Origin of the sequence: Streptomyces sp. NPDC050546 (assembly GCF_044457425.1) — a bacterium.
In the GTDB taxonomy this organism is placed as follows: Bacteria; Actinomycetota; Actinomycetes; order Streptomycetales; family Streptomycetaceae; genus Streptomyces.
The window spans coordinates 100,856-115,030 of sequence record NZ_JBITGX010000008.1 but is presented as its reverse complement, the minus strand read 5'-3'; the positions used below and the strand labels follow the sequence as shown (position 1 = coordinate 115,030).

Below are 14,175 nucleotides of genomic sequence, written 5' to 3'. Positions count from 1 at the left end.
GAGCGGCGGCCGTGCTCAGGTCCTGGTCAGCCGTTGCTCGATGGTCCAGCGGACGGCCCGCCGGTGCCATGCGTGCGCGGTCTGCAGGGCCAGTGCCGTCGTGAACGTCAGGGCCTCACCGGTGCCCACGTACGGGACGGCCTTGACGTAACGGCCCTGCCTGGCGGTTCCGACCACCGGGAACTCCCAGCCGTCGGCCCGGCGGCTGGTGCGGAGGTACTGGAGCGGTCCGAGAACCAGCCGGTGGAAGGGGTCCACGTCGACCTGCAGCAGTGCGAGCGGTATGGCGGGCGTGTAGCCCTGCAGCGCGATCGCCTCACGCGAATCCGGAAGGGTTCCCGCAGCGATCTCCAGGCTGGCGGCGCACTGTCCGTTGCCGACGGCCTTGGACAGCGCGCGGACACCCGAGCGCACCAGCTCGCCGTCGTCGGCACTGCCGCAGCGCCGTACGGCCCACAGTGCCATCGCGCTGCTGGTCGGCTCCGGCTCCCCGGCTTCCGTGTGCCACAGGCCGCTCCGCCTGCGCCTGGCCCGCTTCAGGTATCCGACCGCGGAGTCGACCGCCGACCCGGCGGCGGACTTGTCGATCCCGTGCGCGGCCTCGTCGAGAAGGGCCGCGGTCAGGCGCAGCGTGTACGCGCACACCGCGGTGAGGAAGACGGACGGAGGGTTTTGGTCGTCCCTGCTGAAGCCCCACGCGCCGTGCTCGTCCTGCGCGTCGACGAGCCACCTCACCGCGGAGGCGTACCGTCCCTCGTGTCTGCCCCGGTAGCCGGTCGCGATGAGCGCCCAGAGCGACGTGGCCGTCGCCCAGACGTTGCGCGAGACCGAACTCCAGCACTCGGCCTCGGGGTACTTGGCGTCCTCACCGATGCCGACGGCGAGCGCGTAGTGGGTGGACCACAGGTACTCCTGCATCCGCTGCCGCATGGCGGTGCTGAGGAGATTCATGCGGTGCAGGGCCAGCAGGACCGTGGCGGTGGTCTCGGGGAGGGACTCCGACGGGGTGCCGATCTGCTTGGGGACGCCGAAGTCGGGATTGAACGAGCCCAGCAGCGGCTCGACGAGGTCGTAGAGCGGGCCGCCCCAGAACTGGTCCGAGTAGTGGAGGTCCCAGTGTCGTGCGCGCTCCTGTACGAAGGTCAGGTCCGTTTCGGTCCAGACGCTCATCGGCGTTCACTCGTCATCGACGACCTGCCCCCGGCTCAGCCGCGTCTTCTCCAGCACACAGGACATCTCCAGCCCGGTCTCCGCCACCGCGGTGTGCAGCTGCGGGTTCACATGACGGAGAGCCGGGCAGTGCACGGGGCTCGTGGACGAGCACAGCCCCGACTCGGTCCGGCTCCCCGGCCTGTCCACGAGCCCGCTCCCGGACCAGGTGTAGGAGTGTGCGTCCGGCACATCGATGAACATGGGGCACAGGAAGACCCGGCCGTCGGGCAGGAAGAGCAGGTTGTCACGGTTGCGCACGGCGCAGGACCTGCGGTGGCCCCGCGCCGGAACGAAGGTGCGCTCCAGACGGATGTCGATGGCGAGTTCGGCCGACTCCTCCTCGATCTCCTTGGTCAGCGCCCGCCATTCGGGGACGGACAGCACCATGTCGGGTGTGGCGAATCCGCGGTTGGAGACGTAGTGGACATTGACCCATTCGAAGCCGAGGTGCTCACAGAGCCGGAGGGTGTCGACGGCGTCGTGTGCGTTGGTCCCGCTCACCGACGTGATGCCGAACAGCCGGTAGCCGCGCTCCCTCGCGTGTGCCACGTTGGCGACCAGACGCTCGAAGGCCCGCCTGCCGCGGACGGCGTCATGGGTCTGAGGGCCGGAACCGTCGACGCTCACACCGACGACGGGTGGGTCCGGACCGTCGAACCGGTCGACGAATGCCCGGAAACCGTGCAGCCCGTTGGTGACGAGCCGCGCGCGCAGCCCCTGTTGCTGGACCATACGGACCGCGTCGGCGATCCGGGGGTAGAGGGTCGGTTCCCCGCCCAGAAACGTGATCTCCTCAGCGTGCCAGCTCCGCCGGGCTTCCGTGATCAGCCGCGTCAGTGACGCGTAGGAGAAACTCTGCGCCGTCGACAGGTTGTCCCCCACGAAGCAGTGTGTGCACCGCAGATTGCACCGGTAGGTCACATAGACATCGACAGATCGCACTCGCACGGAAGCCCCCCCGCCCCCCGGTTCGCTATTTCACTGTGCGGTACATCGGCGTTCCCCGGAATCCGGCCAGGAAGCCCATCGCGTCAAGGCTGTCGATTTCTTCCTTCGTCGCCCAGACGAACTGGTCGTGGTCAGCGGGGTCGAGTTGCACGTCGCCGCCGGCGTAACGGCAGAGAAACACCGTCTGGAATGTCTGACGTTTCGGCAGAGTGGCCAGATTCGTGTAGGCATACAGCAGCCGCTCGATATCGACCTTGATCTTTGTTTCCTCGAACACCTCGCGGACGAGCGCGTCCTCCAGAGTTTCCCCAGGGTCGACAGTTCCTCCTGGGAGATCCCACTTCAGTGGCATGTAGTCATCGACGGCGGACCTCCGGGTCACCAGGAAACGCCCGTCACGCTCGATGAGGGCATGCGCCGCTCCGTAGAACAAGGTCAACTCGAATTCACCTTCCGTGCGCGGTCGACGGTCATTCGCGCCGCGGTGGACACTGGCTGTCAGACCGGCAAGAGTAGCGTCAACTCGACCCGGCGCGAAGCTACTTGACGGAGCCCGTTTTAGGATCATCCTTTTCATGATCTGGCCATAACAATGACCGCTTGAATCACATCGGTTTTCGACGAGGGACCAGATGTGACAGGGCGGGCCGGTGACCGGCCCGCCCCGTGTGTTCGAGCGCCCGCGCCCGTCAGTACAGCTTGTTGACGGCCGTGACGGTGGTCGTCTTGAAGTCGGCCACCTGGGCGTGCTGGAAGTTGCCCATCTGGCCCCACAGGACGACCGTCACGGTCCGGCCGTCGCGGCCGACCGAGAAGAGGCCGATGTCGGAGGAGCCCCACGCCGAGGCGGTGTGGAGGCCGTAGACGTGGGCGCCCTCCTCGACGTTCAGCCGGCCGTAGGACTTCTGCGTCGCCGTCAGGTCGGGGTCCTGCTCCATCAGCTTCTTCGCGCAGCCGGTGATGTCCTTGCGCAGCAGTGCCGCGAAGTCCTTGGCGCGCTGTTCCGTGCGCTCCACGACCGTGATCTGCTGGGCGTTGGTGTCGAACTCGGTCCCGTAGGAGCGGTGGCTCGCGATGGACGGCAGCGCCTCGCCCACGCAGACCGGCAGCGGGTCCGGCTGACCGGCCGTGACGGGTCCGGCGTACCAGGGCGAGGTCGGGTGCGGCGGCAGTTCGGCCGGCTCCAGGAAGCTGGGCACAGCGGAGGCGGCCGGTGCGGTGGCGGCGGTGGCCGGTACGGCGACTGCGGCGACACCGGCCACGGCCGCCAGCGCGGCCACGGTGGTGCGGATGCCTCGGGCGCGGATCTGCACGGTCTTCCCCATGTTTCCCCCATGATTTTCTTGATTGTTTTCTTGTCGAATACGCGGGCTTCAGCCCTCGCACCCCCTACGACCCGTCACCGCCCGGATACGTTGCCCTGCCCGCCCGCTACGGATCCGTCCCGAATGTCACCGGCGCGCTACACACGAGAGTCTCCGTGATCCCTCTCACTCCCCACCCAGGTCGACCCAGGGTCGGCAGTTATGGTGACCAGGGCGCATCAAGGTGCCCAACACGGACAATGTGGCGGAGGGCACACGGTGTCGGACCAGGGGCGACTCGTCGCCGGGCGCTATCGGCTCGCCGAGCGGATCGGCCGGGGCGGTATGGGCACGGTGTGGCTGGCCGACGACGAGGTGCTGGGGCGCCGGGTCGCGCTGAAGCGGCTGCACGAGCAGCCGCACCTGTCGGCCGACGAGCTCGGCACGCGCGACGAGCGCATGCGCCGTGAGGCGCGCAGCGCCGCGCGTATCGTCCACCCCAACGTGATCGTCGTGCACGACGTCGTGGAGGACGAGGGCCGGCCCTGCGTCGTCATGGAGTACGTCCCCGGCCACACGCTCGCCGACCTCCTCCGGGACGGCCACACCCTCCCGCCCCACGAGGCGGCCCGGATCGGCCTGGCCATGGTGTCCGCCCTGCGAGCCGCACACGAGGCCGGAGTCCTGCACCGCGACGTCAAGCCCGGCAACGTGCTGCTGGGCGAGGGCGACCGGGTCGTGCTCACCGACTTCGGCATCGCCACCACGGCAGGCTCGCCCACCCTGACCAGGACTGGCGAGATGGTCGGATCCATCGACTACATGGCCCCGGAACGCGTCAGGGGCCTCACCCCCGGCCCGCCCTCGGACCTGTGGGCCCTGGGCGCGACGCTGTACCAGACGACGGAGGGCCGCACCCCGTTTCGCCGCGCGACGGCGATGGAGACGGCGTACTCGATCGCCACGGACCCTCTGACACCACCGGCCCAGGCCGGCCCTCTGGGCCCTCTCACAGAGTCCCTCCTGGCGAGGGATCCCGAGGCTCGCCCATCCGCGCAGGAGACAGAACACTCCCTACGGGCGGCGGTGGACGCCCTTCAGGGGCGCGGGGAACTGCGCGACCAGCCACACTCGGCCCGCACCCGCCGTCGCCGCCGCATCACCGCCACCGCCGCGATGCTGACCGCCACCCTCGCCGTGGGCGCCACCCTGTACGCCACAGCCCCGCCCCAATCCGACAAATCACGCAAAACCACCAGCCGACCCACCGCCACACCCAGCCCCGTCCCCCAGGGCTACCACCTCGTCCACGAGAAGAAGCTCGGCATCTCCTTCCCCATCCCGGACGACTGGACCGCCCGCACCCGCACCGCGGAACAGGTCACCTACGCCGACCCCACCGGCCTCGCCGGCATCACCATCGGCACGGTCACCCCGGCAGGACCGAACCCGGCCGACCACTTCGCCGACATCGAGGCGAACACCAAGGTCAACTACCCCACGTACCGCAGACTGCGCATGCAGCGGACGACCTTCCGCGAACAGCCCGCCGCGATCTGGGAGTTCACCTTCCAGGGCCGGGCCCGCCCGTTCCGCGCCATCGATCTCGGCTACGGCCGTGAGGGCGAACGCGAGTACGACATCTACCTCTCGGCGCCCGAGGCGGAGTGGGACACCCACCGCCCTGTCTTCGACCATGTCAGGGACGGCTTCCGGACAGACTGAAGCAGTCCGTGATCCGCTTCACACCGGCGACCGGACAGGACCGGGCCTTTCAGGGCGTAAAGCGACCGAAGAATGGATATGGGCTATACGGCGAAACGCGGGGAGTGTCCGACGTGCCCGGATGCCGGGCGCAGCGGCTTCAGGGGAGGGAGCGCGCATGGACGGACGGCCCTTGTTTCTCGAACCACGGCTGGAGCCACGGCTGAGGTCGCTCGTGGCGGCGACAGGGACGTTGCACTCGCTCACCGACGCGCTCGGCTCACCCCTGCACGTGGTGGTGCCGGACCAGATCGCCGAGAATCTGGAGCGCTTCCGGTCCGTGTACCGCGCGCATCACCTGTCGGGCCAGGTCTTCTACGCCCACAAGGCCAACCGGTCCAGCGCGCTGCTGCGCCGCCTCGCCGCCACGGACGCGGGCGTGGACGTCGCGTCGCTGGGCGAGTTGCAGCACGCGCTCGGTGCCGGTTTCACCGCCGACCGGATCACGGCCACCGGGCCGAAGAACCCCGAGTTCCTGTGGCTCGCGGCCCGTGCGGGGGTCACGGTCAGCGTCGACGGTGTCGCCGAACTGGACCAGCTGGGCGCGCTGGTGCGCAAGTACGCGCTCGCGCCGGTGCGGGTCCTGCTGCGGCTCTCGGGGTTCGAGACCTCGGGGGTGAGAGTGCTCAGCCGGCGCAGCCGGTTCGGCACGCCCGTACAGGAGTTGGAGCCGCTGCTGGAGGCGGTCGAGCGGCACAGTGACGCGGTGGAGCTCACGGGAGCCGCCTTCCATCTGGACACCACCAGCGTCGCGGAGAAGGCGACCGCCCTCGAAGGGTGTCTGGCCGCTCTGGAGGCCTGCCGGAGCCGGGGACTCAGGCCCCGGGCCGTGGACGTCGGCGGCGGGTTCGGGGTCGACTACCTCGCCGAGCGGGAGCAGTGGGAGGCGTACACGACCGCGCTCACCTCCGCCGTCCTGGGCCGCCGCCCGCCCCTGACGTGGGGCGGGCACGGCTACGGGCTGCGGAACGAGTCCGGCACCCTGCGCGGCACGCTCGGCCTGTACCCCGCCCACCGGCCCACCGCCGGAGCGGCCTACCTGGACGAGCTGCTGGCCCAGCCTGCCGCCTCCCTGGGCGGCCGTCCGCTGGCCGGACTGCTGCTTGAGCACCTGTACGACCTGCACACCGAGCCGGGCCGGGCGCTGCTGGACCAGTGCGGGCTGACGCTGGCGAAGGTGCTGGAGGTCCGCGAGCAGGAGAGCGACGGAGTGAACGGCGGGGAGCTGCTCGTGCGGCTGGCCGCGAAGGCGGACGACATCGCCCTGGAGGACCACGGAGTGCTGATGGACCCGGTCGTCGTCCCCCGAAGCTCGGCGGGGCCGGGCGAGGGGCCCGTCGCCGTCCACCTCTTCGGCAGCCTGTGCCTGGAGACCGACCTGATCACCCGGCGCTCGGTGTTCCTGCCCCGCCGTCCGGTCCCCGGCGACCTGCTGGCCTTCGCCAGCACCGCCGGGTACGCCATGGACTTCCACGCCACCCGCGCCCAGCACCAGCCCGCCGCCCGCAAGGTCGCCGCCTGGCAGGACGGCGACGGGTGGCGATGGTGTCTCGACGACCAGTTCTGGCCGATCACGCCCTCGGGGGGAGCCCAGTGAGGTACGACAGCATCACGGAGGCGATAGGCAACACCCCGCTGGTACGGCTGGACCCGGCCGTGCACGGACTGCGGAACATCGACCTGTTCGCCAAGCTGGAGATGCTCAACCCCTGGGGCTCGGTCAAGGACCGGGCGGCCTGGAGCATGGCCCGCCCACTGCTCCCCGAGGCCGTCGAACTCGGCAGCCAGATCGTGGAGTTGTCCAGCGGCAACACGGCGAAGGCGCTGGCGGTCGTGGCGGGCATGCACGGACTGGGCTTCAAGAGCGTCACCAACCGGATGCGGGTACCGGAGATCAAGGACCTCCTGCTGCTGCTCGGCGCGGAGATCGAGGAGCTGCCGGGGCAGAGCGAGTGTCTGGACCCGACCGCGACGGACGATCCGCTGACCCTCTTCCACCGGACGCTGTCCGCCTCCGGCAGCGCCTATCTGCACACCGACCAGTACTTCAACCCGCGCAACACCGAGGCCCATCTGACCGGGACCGGCCCGGAGATCGTCAAGGACCTGGACGGCCGGGTGCCGGACTGGTTCGTCGCCTGTGTGGGCACGGCCGGTTCCTCCACGGGCGTGGCCCGCGCGCTGCGGGAGGAGGACCCCTCGGTGCGGGTGGTCGGGCTGGTCGCGGCCAAGTCCGACTTCATCCCCGGCATCCGCACGATCGACGAGGTGCAGGAGGTCGGCCTGTTCGACCCGGAGACCTACGACACGATGGAGCCGGTGACCGCCGACGAGGCCATCGAGGGGATGCTGACCCTGAACCGCCGCTGCGGCATCCTGGGCGGTCCCACCGGAGGGGCCGCCTACTTCGGCGCGGTGCGCCATCTGCGTGCCCTCGACGAGGAGTCGGACGAGCGCCGGACCGCCGTGTTCATCGTCTGCGACCGGGTCGAGAGCTATCTGAGCTACGTCCGTCAGCGGCGGCCCGACCTGCTGGGCCGGCCGGCCCGGAGGAACTCCCCGGCCGACCTGACCGAGGCCGAGGTGCGCGAGGCGCCGTCGGTCACCGTGGCCGACGCCCGGCGCTGGATCGACACCGACCGGCCGCTCGTGGTCGACCTGCGCAGCCCCTTCGCGTACGCGGCGCTGCACATCGACGGGTCGGTGAACATCGTCGACGAGCTGTTCGCCGAACTCCTGCGGGGCGGCCTGCCGTTCAGCCGGAGCCGGCCGGTGCTGCTGGCGTGTCCGGTGGGCGAGCAGTCCGCGCGGTACGCGGCGCTGCTGACCCGGATGGGCCATGCCGACGTGCGCAGCCTGACCGGCGGCATCATCGCCTGGCGGGACGCGGGCGCGCCCCTGGTGCGGGACTGACGGCCATGACCGCACCGATCACCCGCGAGGACCTGGTCCCGTGGCAGCGGGCGCTGCGCGCCCAGTTCCCGATCGTCACCGGGCACCCGGAGCTGGCGTATCTGGACAGCGCGGCCACGGCACAGAAGCCGCAGGCCGTCCTGGACGCCGTGCAGACGTATCTCACCACCAGCAACGCCAACTCCGCGCGCGGCACCTACACCTGGGCCAACCGGACCACGGAGCTGGTGGAGCGGACCCGCGAGCGCGTCGCCCGGTTCCTCGGGGACAGCCGGCCGGAGCGGTCCGCCGTCCACTTCACCAGCGGCACGACCGAGGGGCTGCGGACGATCGCCCGCGACTGGCTGCCGGGCCTTCTGCGCGACGGCGACGAGATCGTGGTGCCCGACGCCGACCACCAGGCCAACATCGCGCCCTGGCTGGAGGCCCAGCGGCTGCTCGCCCGGGAGGGTGTGCGCGTCCGGGTGCTGCCGATGCCGTACCAGAGCGGTTCCGGGGACTACGACCACACGGCGCTGGCCGAACGGGCCGGGCCGCGCACCCGGTTCGTCGCCACGACCCATGTCCACCATGTGTACGGCGGCGACATGAACGTGCACCGGATCCGCGAGGCGGTCGGACCGGACGCGGTCATCTGTCTGGACGCAGCCCAGAGCGTCGGTCATCTGCCGGTTTCCGTGGGCGACTTGGACGTCGACTTCGTGGTCTTCTCCGGGCACAAGGCGCTGGCCCTGCCGGGGGCCGGGGCGGTGTGGGCCCGGCAGGCGCGCGGCCCGGCGTTCACGCCCGGCGGGTGGAGCGGCACGCCGAACACCGTGGGCATCGCCTCGCTGGAGGCGGCCCTGGACTGGCTGGACGCCGCCGGTGTGGAGCGCATCGAGCGGTGGACCGTCGCCCTGGCGGCCCGGCTCACCGACGGGCTGCGCCGGCTGGACGCCTACGAGATCCTCGGCTGCCCGCTCAGCCTGGCGGCGGACTCGACCGTGCAGCGGCGCCAGAGCATCGTGACCCTGCGGCATCGCGCCATCGACTCGGGCGACCTGGGCTTCATCCTCTTCAGCCACGGTTTCATGGTCCGCTCCGACCATCACTGCCAGGGCGACGCGGGCGAGAAGACCGGTTCGGTGCGGGTGAGTCTGCATGTGTACAACACGGTGGAGGAGATCGACCGGCTGCTGACCGTCCTTGCTTCACTCCAGTGACTCCGCCACCTATGCGTAATGGGAACCGTTTCCACCTGTAGGCTCGGGCCGGCAGGAGTCAGATGCGAGACGGCGAGGTGGCGCGACGGGATGGGGCTGAGTCTGGCGACGGCGGAGCGGTGGGTGGAGCGCTGGGAGCTCCAGCAGCAGCGGTACGCCGTCGACCGCGAGGAGCGCTTCACGGTGATCGCCGATGTCGTCCAGCACGTCACGGCGGGCCGCGAGGGCAGGCCGCTCGTCGTCGACCTGGGCTGCGGGCCCGGCTCCCTGGCGGCCCGGCTGGTCCGGCGGCTGCCGGACGCGGAGATCGTGGCCGTGGACCGGGACCCCGTCCTGCTGGAGCTGGGCCGGACCCACCATCCGGACGCGGCCCGCTATGTCGACGCGGAGATCGGCGCACCCGGCTGGACCGGGACGCTGGGCCTGGACCGGCCCCTGGACGCTGCCGTCTCCACCACGGCCCTGCACTACCTCGACCGCGACACCCTGCTGCGCGTCTACCGGCAGCTCGCCTCGCTACTGCGGCCCGGGGGCGTCCTCGTCAACGGTGACCATCTCCCCCAGGACGACGCAGGCCCGGCCGGGATCGCCGCCCATGTCGGGCGCTGCCGCGCCGACCGGCAGCGGGTGTTCGCCCATGAGGACTGGGGCTCCTGGTGGTCCGCCCTCTCCGACGACCCCGAGCTGACCGACCTCCTCGCGGAGCGCCGCCGCCGCGAGGAGCCTCTCGACAGCGGCGGCCCCGCGGAGCTGCCCCTCTCGGCCCATCTGGAGCTGCTGCGCCAGGCGGGGTTCGGCACGGCGGGGCCGGTCTGGCAGTACGGGGACAGTTGCGTGGTCGTCGCGGTGCGCTAGGGGCTCTCCTCCCTCTTCACGCTCCCTCGGATGGCCGATGGCGGCGAGTGCTCGGACAATACACTCAGAAATCGCCATATATTCCTGCCGCCGTCCCCTACCGAGGAGCCACCCCCATGACCACCGCCGAACACATCACGCACGACGACCACCCACACGCCCACGGCGACGACTGCGGGCACGTGGCCTTCACCCACGGCGACCACACCGACTACGCCCATGACGGCCACATCCACCGGATGCACGAGGGCCACGTCGACGAGTGCGCGAACGGCGGCCACACGGTGCACCACGACCACGACCACCAGCACGGCGACGACTGCGGCCATCTGGCCGTGCGGCACGGCGACCACACCGACTACGTGCACGACGGTCACCGCCACGCAGGCCACGAGGGGCACTGGGACGATCACTGAACCATGACCGACCCCCGGGGCAGCGCTTCTCAGGACAGGCTGTCCCAGTCGACCGTGCGGTCGCACCAGCGCCCGAGCAGCGTGCGGTCGTGGCCGACGGCCAGCAGCGCGGCGCCGGTCGCGGCCCGGTAGTCCTCCACGGCCGCGACCAGGGCGGCGGCGGTGGAGGCGTCGAGCATGGCGGTCATCTCGTCGCACACCAGCAGGCGCGGGCGCAGCACGAGGGCGCGGGCGAGGCAGGCGCGTTGCAGCTGGCCGTCGCTGACCTCGTGGGGCCGTCGGGTCAGCAGGTCCGGGGTGAGGCCGACGACGGGGGCCAACTCGGCCACGCGGTCGGGGATTTCCTTGCTCCGGCCGGTGGCGCGCAGGGGTTCGGCGATCAGGTCGGTGAGCGGCAGCCGGGGGTCGGCGGAGAGCCTGGCCTGCTGGAAGACGACCCCGAAGGCGGTGCGCAGGGCGCGCGGGGCGCGGTGGCGCCAGTGCCGTACCGGATCGCCGTCGAGGACGAGTGTTCCGGAGTCGGGCCGGTGCAGCAGGGCCGCGACCCGCGCCAGGGTGGACTTGCCGCAGCCGCTCGGGCCGAGCAGGCCGACGGACTCGCCCGGTCCCACGGTCAGGGAGACGTCCCGGACCACCGGCGCGTCCCTGGTGTACCCGGCGGTGATGGAGCGCAGTTCAAGCACGGACGTCCTCCGGCAGGTGCGGGTGGTGGCAGGCGACCGTGCCCGGGGGCGGCGGGGCGGTACAGGTGCCGGTGGCCCGGTCGCAGCGGGCGGCGAAGGCGCAGCCGTCGGGGAGGTCGCCGAGTTCGGGCGGCATGCCTGGGATGGCCGTGAAGGCGCGGTCAGGGAGGGCCTGGAGCAGTCCGCGGCTGTAGGGGTGCCGAGGCCCCGGTGAGCCGAAGAAGTCCTCGGCGGCGGCCAGTTCGACGATCCGGCCCGCGTACATCACGGCGACCCGGTCGGCGATCCGCTCGGCGGCGGCCAGGTCATGGGTGATCATCAGCAGGCCCCGTCCCCGGCCGCCCGTCTCCCCCGGCTCGTCGACGTGCCGCCGCAGTTCGTCGACCGTACGGTCCACCAGATCGCGGTCGAGCCCGGTGGTCGGTTCGTCGGCGAGCAGCAGGGGCGCGTCGCCGACGAGGGCGAGGGCGGTGGCGGCGCGCTGGGCCAGGCCTCCGGAGAGCTGGTGGGGGTGGCGGTCGAGGTGGTCCGCGGGGAACGCGGCCCGTGCGGCGGCGGCCTCGGCGGCGGCGCGCAGGGCGGCGCGTCCCCGGGTCGCGGTCAGCGCGGCGACCGTCTCCTCCAGTTGGGAGCGGACGGTGCGCACGGGGGTGAGGTGGGCGGCCGGGCTCTGCGGTACGAGGCCGATGAGCCGGCCCCTTACGGTACGGGCGAGGGTCCGCTCGTCGGCCGCGAGCAGGTCCAGATCGCCGAGGTGCGCCGCCCCGGCGGTCTGCGCGTTGCCGGGGAGCAGGCCGAGCAGCGCGGCGGCCAGCACGGACTTGCCGCAGCCGCTCTCCCCGATCAGGGCCAGGCACTCACCGGCCGCCACGTCGAACCGGGCGTCGGTGACGGCGGCGACCCGTCGCCCACCGGGCATGAGGAACCGCACGGAGAGGCCACGCACCGAGAGCACGGGCTCGTCCCCGGTCGGCACCGCGGCGATGTCGCCCGGCCCGGTCTCGACTCCGGTGCTCACAGCATCAGCTCCGATCGGTGGCGGGGATGGATCCGCTCCCGCCAGGCTCCGGCGAGACCGGCGATCGCGAGGGTGGGGATGATGAGGAACAGGCCCGGGAACAGGGTCGGCCACCACTGTCCGGCGAGCAGGGAGCCGCGGGCCGTCTGGATCAGGGTGCCGAGGCTCGCCGTGTGGGTGGGCAGCCCGAGTCCGAGGAAGGACAGCGCCGACTCGTGCCACATGGCGTGCGGCACCATCAGCACGGCGGCCAGGGCGGCTTGGGGAAGGACGGCGGGCAGCAGATGCCGTACCGTCACCCGCCACCGGGACGCCCCGCCGGAGACGGCGGCGTCGACGTACGGCCGGGACCGCAGGGACAGCACCTCGGCGCGGACGATCCGGGCCGTGGACAGCCAGTGGGTCAGCGCTACCGAGATCACCACCGGCCAGACACCGGGGCGGAACATCGCGACGATGAAGATGCCGAGCAGCAGATGCGGCACAGCCGAGAACGCGTCGACGACCCGCATCAGGGCGCGGTCGGCCCAGCCGCCGAGCGCACCGGCGGCCGCACCGACGGCCGTGCCGACCACCGTCGCCGTCAGCGCCGCCGCCACTCCGACGAGCAGCGAGACGCGCAGGCCGTAGACGCAGCGCAGCAGCAGGTCGCGGCCGACGTCGTCGGTGCCGAAGGGGTGGTCCCAGGAGGGCGGTCGGAGCTTGGCGGCCAGGTCGACGGCCTGCTGGTCGAGCTGGACCAACGGTGGTACGAGCAGCACGGCGAGGACGGTCGCGCCCACCAGTACGGCGGAGGTGCGCACGCGCAGGGCGCGGGTGGAGCGGCGTTTCGGGCCGTGCGAGCGCCACTCGGTCTCGGCCGGGGCGCCGACCGGCGCCGGTGCGTCACATGTCACTGAGCTTCACCCTCGGGTCGAACAGTCCGTAGAGCAGGTCGGCGAGCAGGTTCCCGGCGAGGACTGCGGCCGTGGCCAGGGTCGTCAGGGCGGCGAGCAGCGGGAAGTCGACGGCGGTGGCCGCCTCGACGGTGGCGGCGGCGATGCCCGGCCAGCTGAAGACGCTCTCCACCAGCAGGGCTCCGGTGATGAGTTCGGGCACGCGGGAGCCGATCAGGGTGAGCACCGGCAGCACCCCGGAGCGCAGGGCGTGGCCGAGCAGGACGGTGCGTTCGCTGAGGCCGCGTGCGCGGGCGCCGCGTACGGGGTCCTCCGCCAGGGCGTCGCCGACGCCCTGGCGGACGTAGAGCGTGAACCAGGGCAGTTGGGAGACCGCGAGGACTCCGGCCGGCAGGACGAGGTGGCTGGCGACCTGTCCCGCCGTGACCTGTTCGCTGGCCGTGTCCGTCAGGCCGCCGGCCGGGAGGACGTCCCACTGGAGGGCGAACAGCCAGACGGCGAGCAGGGCGATCCAGAAGACCGGGGCCGCCTCCAGCGTGTAGGCGAGGGAGGTGACGGTCCGGTCGAGGAGGGACCCGGGCCGGCGGGCGGCGAGCACGCCGAGGACCGTGCCCACCAGCACGGCGGCGGCGAAGGCGACCGCGCACAGCAGTGAGGACCACACGAGCCGTTCGCCGATCACCTGGGCGACCGGCTGCCGCAGCACGCTGGAGTGGCCGAGGTCGCCGGTGAGCGCCGAGGTCAGCCACTGCCACCAGCGGGCGGCGAAGGGCTGGTCCGCGCCGAGGTTCTCGCGCAGCCGGTCCAGGGTCTGCTGGTCGGCGCCGAGCGCGGCGGTGCCGGCGTACGCCTTGACGGGATCGAACGGGGAGGCGGCGGCGATCGCGAACACACCGAAGGTGACGACGAGCAGGACGGGGACGGCGAACAGCGCCCGCCGTCCCGCCAGCCGTGCCATCGCTCC

14 protein-coding genes are annotated in these 14,175 nt (G+C 71.7%); 6 read left to right on the top strand and 8 right to left on the bottom strand.

The window, feature by feature from the left end:
• Positions 1-15: 15 nt before the first annotated feature.
• The 4 genes from ACIBK5_RS21045 to ACIBK5_RS21030 all read right to left on the bottom strand — a co-directional run bounded on the left by ACIBK5_RS21045 (position 16) and on the right by ACIBK5_RS21030 (position 3,485).
• On the bottom strand, positions 16-1,170 hold the full coding sequence (locus ACIBK5_RS21045; protein ID WP_399021398.1) for a hypothetical protein: 1,155 nt from the start codon (positions 1,168-1,170) through the stop codon (positions 16-18).
• Positions 1,171-1,176: 6 nt separating this feature from the next.
• Positions 1,177-2,133, bottom strand: coding sequence for a radical SAM protein (locus tag ACIBK5_RS21040; protein WP_399021732.1), 957 nt, complete (start codon positions 2,131-2,133; stop codon positions 1,177-1,179).
• Between the two features lie 52 nt (positions 2,134-2,185).
• Positions 2,186-2,599, bottom strand: a complete 414-nt coding sequence (locus ACIBK5_RS21035) for an NUDIX domain-containing protein (protein ID WP_399021397.1) — start codon at positions 2,597-2,599, stop codon at positions 2,186-2,188.
• Between the two features lie 250 nt (positions 2,600-2,849).
• Positions 2,850-3,485, bottom strand: a complete 636-nt coding sequence (locus tag ACIBK5_RS21030; protein WP_399021396.1) for a hypothetical protein — start codon at positions 3,483-3,485, stop codon at positions 2,850-2,852.
• Positions 3,486-3,743: 258 nt separating this feature from the next.
• Here ACIBK5_RS21030 and ACIBK5_RS21025 point away from each other — a divergent pair, with 258 nt between their 5' ends.
• The 6 genes from ACIBK5_RS21025 to ACIBK5_RS21000 all read left to right on the top strand — a co-directional run bounded on the left by ACIBK5_RS21025 (position 3,744) and on the right by ACIBK5_RS21000 (position 10,614).
• Positions 3,744-5,189 carry a serine/threonine-protein kinase gene (locus tag ACIBK5_RS21025; protein WP_399021395.1) on the top strand — a complete coding sequence of 482 codons (1,446 nt, stop codon included), beginning with the start codon at positions 3,744-3,746 and terminating at the stop codon, positions 5,187-5,189.
• 157 nt (positions 5,190-5,346) lie between these two features.
• Entirely contained in the window at positions 5,347-6,825 is a 1,479-nt protein-coding gene (locus tag ACIBK5_RS21020; protein ID WP_399021394.1) for a Y4yA family PLP-dependent enzyme, read from the top strand.
• A complete protein-coding gene (locus ACIBK5_RS21015) occupies positions 6,822-8,141 on the top strand; it encodes a pyridoxal-phosphate dependent enzyme (protein WP_399021393.1) in 1,320 nt (439 codons plus the stop codon). The genes ACIBK5_RS21020 and ACIBK5_RS21015 overlap by 4 nt, the downstream gene beginning before the upstream one ends.
• 5 nt (positions 8,142-8,146) lie before the next feature.
• Positions 8,147-9,343, top strand: coding sequence for an aminotransferase class V-fold PLP-dependent enzyme (locus tag ACIBK5_RS21010; RefSeq protein ID WP_399021392.1), 1,197 nt, complete (start codon positions 8,147-8,149; stop codon positions 9,341-9,343).
• A gap of 90 nt (positions 9,344-9,433) precedes the next feature.
• Positions 9,434-10,198, top strand: coding sequence for a class I SAM-dependent methyltransferase (locus tag ACIBK5_RS21005; protein ID WP_399021391.1), 765 nt, complete (start codon positions 9,434-9,436; stop codon positions 10,196-10,198).
• Positions 10,199-10,314: 116 nt separating this feature from the next.
• Positions 10,315-10,614 (top strand): hypothetical protein, encoded by a 300-nt coding sequence (locus ACIBK5_RS21000; protein WP_399021390.1) that lies wholly within the window; start codon positions 10,315-10,317, stop codon positions 10,612-10,614.
• A gap of 29 nt (positions 10,615-10,643) precedes the next feature.
• Here ACIBK5_RS21000 and ACIBK5_RS20995 read toward each other — a convergent pair whose 3' ends face one another.
• The 4 genes from ACIBK5_RS20995 to ACIBK5_RS20980 all read right to left on the bottom strand — a co-directional run bounded on the left by ACIBK5_RS20995 (position 10,644) and on the right by ACIBK5_RS20980 (position 14,169).
• Positions 10,644-11,297 carry an ABC transporter ATP-binding protein gene (locus tag ACIBK5_RS20995; RefSeq protein ID WP_399021389.1) on the bottom strand — a complete coding sequence of 218 codons (654 nt, stop codon included), beginning with the start codon at positions 11,295-11,297 and terminating at the stop codon, positions 10,644-10,646.
• Positions 11,290-12,216, bottom strand: a complete 927-nt coding sequence (locus tag ACIBK5_RS20990) for an oligopeptide/dipeptide ABC transporter ATP-binding protein (RefSeq protein ID WP_399021730.1) — start codon at positions 12,214-12,216, stop codon at positions 11,290-11,292. Before ACIBK5_RS20990 ends, ACIBK5_RS20995 begins: the two co-directional genes overlap by 8 nt.
• A gap of 95 nt (positions 12,217-12,311) precedes the next feature.
• Positions 12,312-13,211: an ABC transporter permease gene (locus ACIBK5_RS20985; RefSeq protein WP_399021388.1), complete on the bottom strand. Its 900-nt coding sequence runs from the start codon at positions 13,209-13,211 to the stop codon at positions 12,312-12,314.
• The gene (locus ACIBK5_RS20980; RefSeq protein ID WP_399021387.1) at positions 13,201-14,169 is read right to left on the bottom strand and encodes an ABC transporter permease; all 969 of its coding nucleotides are present in this window, start codon (positions 14,167-14,169) and stop codon (positions 13,201-13,203) included. The genes ACIBK5_RS20985 and ACIBK5_RS20980 overlap by 11 nt, the downstream gene beginning before the upstream one ends.
• Positions 14,170-14,175 lie beyond the last annotated feature (6 nt).

Bases quoted from the DNA above. Each gene is read 5' to 3' on its own strand.
- ACIBK5_RS21045 (WP_399021398.1), bottom strand. From the start codon at position 1,170: ATGAGCGTCTGGACCGAAACGGACCTGACCTTCGTACAGGAGCGCGCA.
- ACIBK5_RS21030 (WP_399021396.1), bottom strand. From the start codon at position 3,485: ATGGGGAAGACCGTGCAGATCCGCGCCCGAGGCATCCGCACCACCGTG.
- ACIBK5_RS21020 (WP_399021394.1), top strand. From the start codon at position 5,347: ATGGACGGACGGCCCTTGTTTCTCGAACCACGGCTGGAGCCACGGCTG.
- ACIBK5_RS21010 (WP_399021392.1), top strand. From the start codon at position 8,147: ATGACCGCACCGATCACCCGCGAGGACCTGGTCCCGTGGCAGCGGGCG.
- ACIBK5_RS21005 (WP_399021391.1), top strand. From the start codon at position 9,434: ATGGGGCTGAGTCTGGCGACGGCGGAGCGGTGGGTGGAGCGCTGGGAG.
- ACIBK5_RS21000 (WP_399021390.1), top strand. From the start codon at position 10,315: ATGACCACCGCCGAACACATCACGCACGACGACCACCCACACGCCCAC.
- ACIBK5_RS20990 (WP_399021730.1), bottom strand. From the start codon at position 12,216: ATGCCCGGTGGGCGACGGGTCGCCGCCGTCACCGACGCCCGGTTCGAC.
- ACIBK5_RS20980 (WP_399021387.1), bottom strand. From the start codon at position 14,169: ATGGCACGGCTGGCGGGACGGCGGGCGCTGTTCGCCGTCCCCGTCCTG.